This is a genomic window from Stenotrophomonas sp. NPDC077421 (genome assembly GCF_049545505.1).
Classification (GTDB): domain Bacteria; phylum Pseudomonadota; class Gammaproteobacteria; order Xanthomonadales; family Xanthomonadaceae; genus Stenotrophomonas; species Stenotrophomonas nematodicola.
Genome location: NZ_JBMWDP010000063.1, coordinates 1 through 10,426, shown reverse-complemented (window position 1 = coordinate 10,426; position 10,426 = coordinate 1). Strand labels below are relative to the sequence as shown.

Here is a 10,426-nt window from a genome sequence, read left to right as displayed (position 1 = left end):
GCGGTCCGAACTGTTCCTGGGCGAGGGTGACTCGGCCGGTGGCTCGGCCAAGCAGGGCCGCAACCGCAAGAACCAGGCGGTGCTGCCGCTGCGCGGCAAGATCCTCAACGTGGAACGCGCCCGCTTCGATCGCATGCTCGCCTCCGACCAGGTCGGTACGCTGATCACCGCGCTCGGCACCGGCATTGGCCGGGACGAGTACAACCCGGACAAGCTGCGTTACCACCGCATCATCATCATGACCGACGCCGACGTCGACGGCGCGCACATCCGCACGCTGCTGCTGACGTTCTTCTACCGTCAGATGCCGGAGCTGATCGAGCGCGGTCACGTCTACATCGGTCTGCCGCCGCTGTACAAGATCAAGCAGGGCAAGCAGGAGCTGTACCTGAAGGACGATCCTGCGCTGGACGCCTACCTGGCCAGCAGCGCCGTGGAGAACGCATCGCTGGTGCCGGCCGATGGCGAGCCCGGCATCGAAGGCGTGGGTCTGGAAAAGCTGCTGCTCACCTACGCTGCGGCGCAGGACGCGATCAGCCGCAATGCCCATCGCTACGATCGCCAGCTGCTCGAAGCCCTGATCGACTTCACCCCGATGGACCTGGAACACCTGCGCAAGGCCGGTGCCGAAGAAGGCCTGGCCGCGCTGGCCACCCGCCTCAACCAGGGCAGCCTGGGCTCGCCGCGGTACAGCCTGCAGCTGCAGGAACCCACCGACGAGCGTCCGGCGGCCGTGCTGGTCACGCGTCGCCACATGGGCGAAGAGCTGATCCAGGTACTGCCGTTGAGTGCCTTCGAAACCGGCGAACTGCGCGCCCTGCACCAGTCCTCGCTGCTGCTGCACGGCCTGGTCCGTGCTGGCGCGAAGATCAGCCGTGGCGCCAAGTCGGTGGAGGTCGAGAGTTTCTCGCAGGCACGCGACTGGCTGCTGGACGAAGCCAAGAAGGGCCGCCAGATCCAGCGCTTCAAGGGCCTGGGCGAAATGAATCCGGAACAGCTGTGGGACACCACGGTCAACCCGGATACCCGTCGCCTGCTGCAGGTGCGCATCGAAGACGCGGTCGCCGCCGACCAGATCTTCAGCACCCTGATGGGCGATGTGGTCGAGCCGCGCCGTGACTTCATCGAAGACAACGCGCTGAAGGTCGCCAACCTGGATATCTGACACAATCGGGGCAAGGCCGGCCGGGTGCGACCTGCACCCTGGCCGGCCATCGTCTCCCGATGCCAGGAATCCGATGTCTGCTACCGCCCCGGCGTCCATGACGCCTCCCCTGCCGCCGACGGTTCCGCCGGCGACCAGCAAACCCGGCTCCCCGTTGGCCGGTTTCTTCATCGATCTGGGCATCGCCGCGATCGTACTGTTCGGGTTGAGCCTGATGGCCGGCCTGGTCTGGGGCGTGTATCGCGGCATCATGGTCGGCTATGCCGCCGCCAAGAGTGGCGATACGGTGGGTTCGGCCGCCGACCTCACCGCACAGTTGGGCCAACCCGGCGCACTCGCCCAGATTCTGATGGCGCTCATCGCCACCGGCGGTGCCGCCCTGCTGCTGTACTTCTGGCGCCGTCGCGCCACCCCCGTGGAACAGGCCGCGTCGCGCAGCGCCGCCCGCCGCCCCGGCACCTGGGGCTGGACCGTCCTCGTCGCTGCCGGCGTCGTGATCGGCAGCAACGGCATTGCCTTCCTGGCCAAGCAGGCCGGCATCGAGCCGGTCCCGACCAACCTTGGCCTGATGGAACAGGCGCTGTCGCGCTTTCCGCTCTTCCTGGCGCTGTTTGCTGTCGTGCTTGCGCCGGCCTATGAAGAACTGCTGTTCCGCCGGGTCCTGTTCGGGCGCCTGTGGCAGGCCGGCCGGCCGCTGCTCGGCATGCTGCTGAGCAGCCTGGCCTTCGCCCTGGTTCATGAGATTCCCGGCACCAGCGCCAACGGCCCGCTGGAAATCGCGCAGCTGTGGCTGGTTTACGGTGGCATGGGTGCGGCCTTCGCCTGGCTGTACCAGAAGACCGGCACCCTGTGGGCACCGATCGTCGCGCATGGCCTGAACAACGCGATCGCCCTGGCAGCGCTGGTATTCCTCGGCCTGCACTGAACCGCTGGGCCGATTGACGAAAAATTAAGCCGTCACATACGACACTGCGGACATGAACACGGGGGACGCATTGATGAAACCAGTTCTGTTGGGACTTGCGATCGCGCTGCTGGTCAGCGCATGCGCGACCACCACCTCGCCGACCGGTCGGCGTCAGATGGTGGGCGGCGTGTCCCAGGCCGAGCTGGACCAGCTCGGCGCCCAGGCGTTCGCCCAGACCAAGCAGAAGGAAAAAGTCAGCACCGACGGCCGGCAGAATTCCTACGTGCAGTGCGTGGTCGATGCGCTGGTCGCACAGTTGCCGCCTCAGTACCGTGGCGTACGGTGGGAAACGGCCGTGTTCGTCGACAGCGAACCCAACGCGTTCGCCCTGCCCGGCGGCAAGGTCGGGGTGAACTCGGGCATCCTCACCGTCGCCAAAAACCAGGACCAGCTCGCCGCCGTGATCGGGCACGAGATCGGGCACGTGATCGCCCGCCACCACGAGGAGCGCATCACCCGCCAGATGGGCGCGCAGACCGGCCTGAGCGTGCTCGGCATGCTCGCCGGCGCTGCGTACGGCGATGCTGCGGCCAGTACGGTCAACCAGCTCGGCGGCATGACCGCGCAGACCGCCTTCCTGCTGCCCGGCTCGCGCACCCAGGAATCCGAAGCGGACGTGCTGGGCCAGCGCCTGATGGCCGAGGCCGGTTTCGATCCGGCGCAGGCGGTCAATCTGTGGCAGAACATGATGGCGGCCAGCAGCGGGCGCTCACCGCAGTGGATGTCCACCCACCCCGATCCCAGCAACCGGATCCGGGAACTGCAGCGCGACGCGCCCGCCCTCGCAGACGTGTACCAGCAGGCCCAGGCGGCCGGGCGGCGTCCACGGTGCGGATGATTCGACCAAAGGATGCTGTATTGCAGCATCGGAAACGATTTCTCACGCCATCGGTTTCTGATACGTTTGGCGGCTCAGATTTTTCTGACAGTCCGTTTTGATGCCGCCACGGCGGTTCCGATCGAGGTGAAAGATGATTTTCAGCAACCACAAGCAAGCCGTGCTTTCCGTCCTCATCGCGACCGCACTCGGTGGCGTGGTCGTCACCGATGCCGTCGCCCAGACGCGTTCGACCGATCGTTCCAGTGATCGCCGCGGTGGAAAGCAGGCCAAGGCCGAAGTGCTTTTCCCGAACGCGACCCGCCAGGAGCCGACCGTCAAGGCCTCTGCCAAGATGGGCAGCAAGCTGCAGAAGCTGGTAGACAACTACAACAAGCAGAAGTTCCCGGAAACCCGCGCCCAGGCTGACGAGATCCTCGCCAACGCCGACGCCAATGCCTACGACAAGTCGCTGGCTGCGCAGCTGGCCTCGCAGGCCGCCTACCAGACCGAAGACAACGCAGCGGCCAAGAAGTATCTGCAGCAGGCGCTGGACTTCAACGGCCTGGACAACAACGGCTACTTCCAGTCGATGCTGATGCTCGGCCAGCTGCAGCTGCAGGACGACCAGCTCCAGGAAGGCCTGGCCACGCTGGACAAGTACTTCGCCGAGAGCAAGTCGGCCAAGCCGGAAGAACTGGTGATCAAGGGCCAGGCCCTGTACCAGATGCAGCGCTACGCCGATGCCATCCCGGTGCTGCAGCAGGCCATCGCCGGTGCCACCGAACCGAAGGACAGCTGGAACCAGCTGCTGATGGCCGCCATGTCCGAAGCCGGCCAGACCGGTGAAGCGGTCAAGCAGGCCGAAGCGCTGGCCGCCCGCAACCCGAACGACAAGAAAGCCCAGCTGAACCTGGCCAGCATGTACATGCAAGCCGACCAGATGGACAAGGCCGCCTCGGTGATGGACAAGCTGCGCGCCTCCGGCCAGCTCACCGAAGAGCGTGAGTACAAGCAGCTGTACTCGATCTATGCCAACACCGACAACAAGGAAAAGGACGTCATCGCGGTCATCAACGAAGGGTTGCAGAAGGGCATCCTGAAGCCGGACTACCAGGTGTACCTGGCGCTGGCCCAGTCCTACTACTACTCCGACCAGGTGCCGCAGGCCATCGAGGCGTGGCAGAAGGCCGCCCCGCTTTCCAAGGACGGTGAAACCTACCTGAATCTGGCACGTGTTTTGCACAGTGAAGGTCGCATCCCGGAGGCCAAGCAGGCCGCCCAGCAGGCGCTGGCAAAGGGTGTGAAGAACCAGGCGGATGCCAAGAAAATCATCAACCTGAAGTAAGTAGGAATAACGCCTGAACGCCCGCGCGATTGATGCGCAGGCGCTCAGGATTGGTATAAGCTTGGAGGTTCCTGCGGTGTCATGCACCGCTGATCATGGGCTACCTGTCCCCGGGTATCCCGGCCCCACTAATGAGCTCTTGGCGCATGACGGAACAACTAGTCGTTCACAGGTACGAACAACGCGATGACACCGGCTTCAGCTGGCCGCGTATCGTGGGTATCGCTTTTGTAATCGCACTGCATCTCGCCGCCTTCATGATGCTTCTGATCCCGGCTGTGGCTCCCAAGGCCGCTGCGGAGAAGGAACGCAACATCATGGTGACCCTGGTCGACGCTCCGCCGCCGCCCCCACCGCCGCCGCCGCCGCCGCCGCCGCAGGATACTCCGCCGCCGCCGGTGAAGAACCTGTCGCCGCCGAAGCCCTCGCCGGTGCCGCCGCCGCCGCAGGCGCCTGTGGTCGACGTCCCGGAACCGCGTCCGAACGACATCGTCACGCCGCCGTCGCCCCCCTCGCCGCCGGCTCCGCCGACGTCGATCGAGGCAAGCGTCGACATCTCGTCGAAGAACATGAACCCCCCGCGCTACCCGCCGGCCGCGTTCCGCGCAGGTATCCAGGGTGAAGTCATCCTGATCATTGATGTCGATGCCAACGGCAACGTCACCAATGTCTCGGTCGAGAAGTCCAGCCGTAACCGTGACCTTGACCGCGCCGCGATGGAAGCAGCTCGCAAGTGGAGCTTCCGTGCTGCGGAGTCGGGCGGGAAGAAGGTCGCAGGTCGCGTTCGCGTCCCGGTCAACTTTGCGCTGAACTGATGGTCGCCGGTGGCCCGCCGGCCACCGTTCCATCGGTTGTTTCTAGCCACACCCTTTATCACCACACACAACAAAGGTAAGCGTCATGCTGCAGGAAATTTTCATCGCCGCTGCTGCCGGGGGCAACTCGTCGAACGCCCTCTCGCAGATGGGCTTCGAGCACCTGATCCACGAAATGACCACCAAGCCGGGCGACTTCGCCGTCTCTTGGGTCGTGCTGCTGACCCTGGTCATCATGTCCGCCATGTCCTGGTACTGGACCGTCATCAACATCTTCCGCGCTACCCGCCTGAAGAGCGCTGCTGACAAGGTCGTGAGCCTGTTCTGGGATACCCCGAACGCCCAGGACGCCATCCGTGCGATGGAAGAGCAGCCGGCTTCCGAGCCCTTCTCGAAGATCGCCCTGGACGCTGCGCAGGCCGCTGCCCACCACCAGCGTGCCGAAGGCGGCGCCACCGGTGGCCTGGGTGAGAACCTGAGCCGTTCGGAGTTCGTCGACCGCGCCCTGCGTCAGGCCGTGACCCGCGAAAGCAACAACCTGCAGTCGGGCATGACCCTGCTGGCCACCGTCGGCGCAACCGCTCCGTTCGTGGGTCTGCTGGGTACCGTGTGGGGCATCTACGGCGCGCTGATCAAGATCGGTGCAACCGGTTCGGCCTCCATCGACGCCGTTGCCGGCCCGGTGGGTGAAGCCCTGATCATGACCGCCATCGGTCTGTTCGTGGCAATCCCGGCCGTGTTCGCCTTCAACTTCTTCAGCAAGATCAACAGCGCCACGATCAGCAAGTTCGATACGTTCGCTCACGACCTGCACGACTTCTTCGCCACCGGTTCGCGCGTCCGCTAATTGCGACGCGCTGTACCCAGGCGAGAACGTAGTCAACACGATCTAGACGGAGCCCGTTATGGCTTTCAGTAGTGGTAACAGCGGCGGCCCCATGGCCGACATCAACGTTACGCCCCTCGTGGACGTGATGCTGGTGCTGCTGATCATCTTCATCATCACGGCGCCCCTGATGTCCCACAAGGTCAAGGTGGATCTGCCGGAGGCCAACCTGGTGCAGAACCCGGAAGACGCTGAAAAGCGTTCGGGCCCGATCACCTTGGCAGTCAAGGAAGACGGCTCGATCTACTGGAACGACGAGGAAATCGACAAGCAGACCCTCGAGTCTCGCCTGGCGACCGCCGCCCAGCAGACCCCGCAGCCGCCGCTCAACCTGCGTGGTGACCGCACCACCAAGATGCGCGTCATCAACGAGATGACCAAGGTTGCGCAGGAACAGGGCATGCTCGATGTTGGCTTCGTTGCCACCAAAGAGAAGGGGCAGTAAGTCATGGCATTCAGTACCGGTGGTAACAAGGGCCCAATGGCCGACATCAACGTCACGCCCCTCGTGGACGTGATGCTGGTGCTGCTGATCATCTTCATCGTCACCGCGCCGATCATGACCTACCCGATCGCCGTGGACCTGCCGCAGCGTGTGCTCAACCCACCGCCGCAGCTGGTCGAGCCGCCGCCGCCGATCGAGCTGAAGGTGGACGCCAGCAACCAGGTGACGTGGAACAACAGTCCGGTTCCCGTGCACGAGCTGCAGCAGCGCATGGAGCAGGAGGTCCAGAAGGACCCGACGAACCAGCCGGAACTGCGCATCGACGCCAGCCCGGACTCCGAGTACGACGTGATGGCCAAGGTGTTGGCTGCCGCGAAGAATGCTCAGATGAAGAAGATCGGTTTCGTACAGCAGTAATACGCAAGACCACAGTCATGACGCGACTGGAAAACGCCCCTGGAGACAGGGGCGTTTTTTTTTTGGCGCCGCGCTGGAGGCACAGCCCGCTATCATCCGCACATGCTCGCCACCTTCCATACCCTCCGCGACTGGATCGCGGGCATTCCCCACCTGGGCCCGCTGCTTGCCGTGGCCTACGTGCTGTACCTGCTCTGGCTGACCGGCTGGATCATGCTTCAGAAGCGCGAGCCGGTGGCCACGCTGAGCTGGATCCTGTCGCTGGCCGCCCTGCCCTACCTCGGCCTCTTCATCTACTACCTGCTCGGCCCGCAGAAGGTGAAGCGCCAGCGCCTGCGCCGCGGGCGCTCGCGGTCAGGCATGGAGCATTACAGCAGCGTGTGTCCGCCCGATGCCGACTGCACCGAGCTGGCCAAGATCGCCCAGGCCACCACCGGCCTGGCCCCCAGCTCGGCTACCGAGGTCGAATGGCTGGTGGATGGCGCGGCCACCTACCGGGCCCTGCTGGCGGCCATCGCGCAGGCGCGTGACCACCTGCACCTGGAGTACTACATCTTCAACCCCGACCACGCCGGCACCGCCCTGCGCGACGCACTGGTGGAGCGCGCCCGCGCCGGCGTACGCGTGCGCCTTCTGCTCGATGCGGTGGGCTCCTCGGCGATCCGCAAACGCTTCCTGGCGCCGCTGCGCGAGGCAGGCGCCGAGGTGGTGTGGTTCCATCCACGGCAGCTGCTCAAGCCGTTCAAGCGGCCAGGGCTCAACATGCGCACGCACCGCAAGCTGGTCATCATCGACGGCCGCGAAGCCTTCACCGGCGGCATCAACATCACCGACGAGGAAGATGAGAGCCGCCGCGCCGATGCGTACCGCGACCTGCACATGCGCCTTCGCGGCCACGTCGTGCGCAGCCTCCAGCTTGTCTTCATCGAAGACTGGATCTACGCCAGCGGCGAACCGCCCGAGCGCTTCGACATCGCCCAACTGTGGCCCAACGACATGCCCAGTCGGGGCGATGGCCGCATCAATGCGCAGGTGCTGGTATCCGGCCCGGATTCGTCCTGGGAAACGATCCACCGCTTGCATGTGGCCGCCATCCACGAGGCGCGCGAACGGGTCTGGCTGGTCACCCCGTACTTCGTCCCCGGTGAGGCCGCCCGCATGGCGCTGACCTCGGCCGCGCTCGGTGGTCTGGACGTGCGCCTGCTGGTGCCGAAGATGAGCGACTCCTGGTTCGTCACCCAGGCTGCGCGCTCGTACTTCGACGAGCTGCTGCAGGCCGGCGTCAAGATCTACGAGTACGGCCCGCGCATGCTGCATACCAAGGCTTTCATCGCCGACGACGATGTCTGCATCGTCGGCAGCGCCAACTTCGATCACCGCAGCTTCCGCCTCAACTTCGAGCTGTCGATGATGCTCGGCGACGCCGACCGCGTGGCGGCCCTCGCCGCCCTGCTCAGTGCCGAGTTCGACGCCGCTGTGCCGGTGCGCAACGACCGCCAGCGCGCCCTGTGGCGTCACCGGGTGCCCGAAGCCTTCGCCCGCCTGGCCTCGCCGCTGCTCTGAGACCGGCTGCGTGGAACCGCGCTTGGCCTCGGCGCTACACTGGCCGGGTCAAACGGGGAGTGCTGACATGTACTGGTTGTTCCTGCTGCTCGCGCTGGGCTGCTTCGCCCTCGCGCTCAAGGCATCCCAGATGGGATGGATGATGCTGGCACTGGCCGGCACGCTGCTGTTCCTGCTGGCCTGGGTGCGCGGTCTGTACGTTGCCCGCTTCGGTGGGCTGCAGCGCGATACCAGCCAGCTTATCGACCCCCTCGAACTGCGCCGGTTGCGCGAGCAGGCCCAGGCCCGCCAGCAGCCGGCTACCGACGACTCCGACCTCCTGTAGTCCCATGACCCAGCTCAGCGTCAACGTGAACAAGATCGCCGTCCTGCGCAACTCGCGCGGCGGCACCGATCCGGATGTCCTGCAGGCCGCCCGCGCCTGCCTGGACGCCGGCGCGCATGGCATCACCGTGCATCCGCGCCCGGACCGTAGGCATATCCACGCCGAGGATGTGCTGGCGCTGTCGGCGCTGACCACCGCGCGTGGCATCGAGTTCAACATCGAAGGCAATCCTTTCGCCCCGCCGCGCGAGGGCTATCCGGGCCTGCTGCCGCTGTGCGAGCAGACCCGCCCCGCGCAGGCAACGCTGGTGCCCGATGGCGACGGCCAGCTCACCTCCGACCACGGCTTCGATTTCGACCGCGACGCCAAGCGCCTGCGCCCGCTGATCGCCGCACTGAAGTCCTACGGGTGCCGGGTCAGCCTGTTCGTTGATGCCGGCAACCCGGACCTGGCCCAGGCTGCTGCCATCGGCGCCGACCGCATTGAGCTCTACACCGGCCCCTATGCCGACGCCCACGCTGCCGGCGATGCCACCGCCATGCTGGCCCTGTTCGCCGACGCCGCCCGCCGGGCCCAGGCGGTGGGCCTGGGGGTCAACGCCGGGCACGACCTGTCGCAGGACAACCTTGCCGACTTCCTGCGCGCGGTGCCTGACGTACTGGAAGTCTCGATCGGCCATGCGCTGATCAGCGAAGCCCTGTACGACGGCCTCGACGCCACAGTGAAAGGCTACCTGGCGCTGCTCTGAGACCCATCGCTGACGTGGCGTGACCCGTCAGCGTGGCCTGTGGACAACATTGGGGATCAACCCGCGCCCAGGGCCCGCAAACCCAGCAGGCACAAGGGTTCTGCTTCCATTTTGGGTTGTGGTTAGTAATACTGCTAACCATGCACACGCCGTTGCCAGCCCCTCGCCTGCCTGCGGGGTCTCAATCGCTGAGACCCCGTCCGGCTAGCCTGTGATCATGGGTATCGCGATCAAAGGCCGAGGTTCCACGACGCACCTGGCGGGCCGTTTCGAGGTCACCGTCAGCGAAGCCGTGGACGACGGCTGGGAGCCGGGCGACAGCGACGAGTTCGCCACGCCGCGCCTGCGCACCGAAGTGCGTGCGGAGACTGCGCGCAGCATCATCAGCCGCAACAAGTCGCCCGACGTCGGCTTCAGCCAATCGGTCAATCCGTACCGCGGTTGCGAGCATGGCTGCTCGTACTGCTTCGCGCGGCCCTCGCATGCCTACCTCAACCTGTCGCCCGGCCTGGACTTCGAAACCAAGCTGTTCGCCAAGACCAACGCCGCCCAGCTGCTGCGCAAGGAACTCTCTCGCCCCGGCTACGTGCCGCAACCGATTGCCCTCGGCATCAACACCGATGCCTACCAGCCGATCGAGCGCAAGCTCAAGCTCACCCGGCAGCTGATCGAGGTGATGCTGGAAACCCAGCACCCGTTCTCGCTGATCACCAAGAACGCGCTGGTGGAGCGCGACATCGACCTGCTCGCGCCGCTGGCCGAGAAGAACCTGGTGAGCGTGCACTTCTCGGTGACCTCGCTGGACCCCCATCTGTCGGCCCGGCTCGAACCGCGTGCCTCGGCCCCGCACGCCCGCCTGCGTGCGATGCGGCGGCTGCACGCCGCCGGCATCCCGGTGGGCGTAATGGTGGCTCCGGTGATTCCGTGGAT

At 65.6% G+C, this 10,426-nt stretch carries 12 protein-coding genes; all 12 read left to right on the top strand.

Features of this window, described 5'->3' with window-relative positions:
* Positions 1-1,165: toprim domain-containing protein (locus tag ACPEH1_RS20035; protein WP_423716279.1), on the top strand; the 1,165-nt coding region annotated here is incomplete at its 5' end.
* A 73-nt stretch (positions 1,166-1,238) separates the two neighbouring features.
* Complete coding sequence (locus ACPEH1_RS20030; protein ID WP_017357101.1) at positions 1,239-2,090, top strand: CPBP family intramembrane glutamic endopeptidase; 852 nt, start codon at positions 1,239-1,241, stop codon at positions 2,088-2,090.
* A gap of 73 nt (positions 2,091-2,163) precedes the next feature.
* Complete coding sequence (locus ACPEH1_RS20025; RefSeq protein WP_017357102.1) at positions 2,164-2,970, top strand: M48 family metallopeptidase; 807 nt, start codon at positions 2,164-2,166, stop codon at positions 2,968-2,970.
* 133 nt (positions 2,971-3,103) lie between these two features.
* On the top strand, positions 3,104-4,297 hold the full coding sequence (locus ACPEH1_RS20020; RefSeq protein ID WP_136005793.1) for a tetratricopeptide repeat protein: 1,194 nt from the start codon (positions 3,104-3,106) through the stop codon (positions 4,295-4,297).
* Positions 4,298-4,443: 146 nt separating this feature from the next.
* Positions 4,444-5,112, top strand: a complete 669-nt coding sequence (locus ACPEH1_RS20015; protein ID WP_136005792.1) for an energy transducer TonB — start codon at positions 4,444-4,446, stop codon at positions 5,110-5,112.
* Positions 5,113-5,197: 85 nt separating this feature from the next.
* Entirely contained in the window at positions 5,198-5,959 is a 762-nt protein-coding gene (gene exbB, locus ACPEH1_RS20010) for a TonB-system energizer ExbB (RefSeq protein WP_017356923.1), read from the top strand.
* 58 nt (positions 5,960-6,017) lie between these two features.
* A complete protein-coding gene (locus ACPEH1_RS20005) occupies positions 6,018-6,443 on the top strand; it encodes an ExbD/TolR family protein (RefSeq protein ID WP_017356924.1) in 426 nt (141 codons plus the stop codon).
* Between the two features lie 3 nt (positions 6,444-6,446).
* Positions 6,447-6,860: an ExbD/TolR family protein gene (locus ACPEH1_RS20000; protein ID WP_017356925.1), complete on the top strand. Its 414-nt coding sequence runs from the start codon at positions 6,447-6,449 to the stop codon at positions 6,858-6,860.
* A gap of 102 nt (positions 6,861-6,962) precedes the next feature.
* Entirely contained in the window at positions 6,963-8,423 is a 1,461-nt protein-coding gene (gene cls, locus ACPEH1_RS19995; protein ID WP_017356926.1) for a cardiolipin synthase, read from the top strand.
* Between the two features lie 67 nt (positions 8,424-8,490).
* Positions 8,491-8,748, top strand: a complete 258-nt coding sequence (locus ACPEH1_RS19990; RefSeq protein ID WP_423716278.1) for a hypothetical protein — start codon at positions 8,491-8,493, stop codon at positions 8,746-8,748.
* Positions 8,749-8,752: 4 nt separating this feature from the next.
* Positions 8,753-9,496, top strand: a complete 744-nt coding sequence (locus ACPEH1_RS19985) for a pyridoxine 5'-phosphate synthase (protein WP_423716277.1) — start codon at positions 8,753-8,755, stop codon at positions 9,494-9,496.
* Between the two features lie 217 nt (positions 9,497-9,713).
* The coding region (locus tag ACPEH1_RS19980) for a radical SAM protein (RefSeq protein WP_423716276.1) at positions 9,714-10,426 on the top strand (713 nt) is incomplete at its 3' end.

What these genes read in the sequence shown, in the direction of transcription:
- ACPEH1_RS20015 (WP_136005792.1), top strand. Translation starts at nt 4,444, where the DNA reads ATGACGGAACAACTAGTCGTTCACAGGTACGAACAACGCGATGACACC.
- ACPEH1_RS20025 (WP_017357102.1), top strand. Translation starts at nt 2,164, where the DNA reads ATGAAACCAGTTCTGTTGGGACTTGCGATCGCGCTGCTGGTCAGCGCA.
- ACPEH1_RS20030 (WP_017357101.1), top strand. Translation starts at nt 1,239, where the DNA reads ATGTCTGCTACCGCCCCGGCGTCCATGACGCCTCCCCTGCCGCCGACG.
- cls (WP_017356926.1), top strand. Translation starts at nt 6,963, where the DNA reads ATGCTCGCCACCTTCCATACCCTCCGCGACTGGATCGCGGGCATTCCC.
- ACPEH1_RS20020 (WP_136005793.1), top strand. Translation starts at nt 3,104, where the DNA reads ATGATTTTCAGCAACCACAAGCAAGCCGTGCTTTCCGTCCTCATCGCG.
- ACPEH1_RS19990 (WP_423716278.1), top strand. Translation starts at nt 8,491, where the DNA reads ATGTACTGGTTGTTCCTGCTGCTCGCGCTGGGCTGCTTCGCCCTCGCG.
- ACPEH1_RS19985 (WP_423716277.1), top strand. Translation starts at nt 8,753, where the DNA reads ATGACCCAGCTCAGCGTCAACGTGAACAAGATCGCCGTCCTGCGCAAC.
- ACPEH1_RS20000 (WP_017356925.1), top strand. Translation starts at nt 6,447, where the DNA reads ATGGCATTCAGTACCGGTGGTAACAAGGGCCCAATGGCCGACATCAAC.
- ACPEH1_RS20005 (WP_017356924.1), top strand. Translation starts at nt 6,018, where the DNA reads ATGGCTTTCAGTAGTGGTAACAGCGGCGGCCCCATGGCCGACATCAAC.
- exbB (WP_017356923.1), top strand. Translation starts at nt 5,198, where the DNA reads ATGCTGCAGGAAATTTTCATCGCCGCTGCTGCCGGGGGCAACTCGTCG.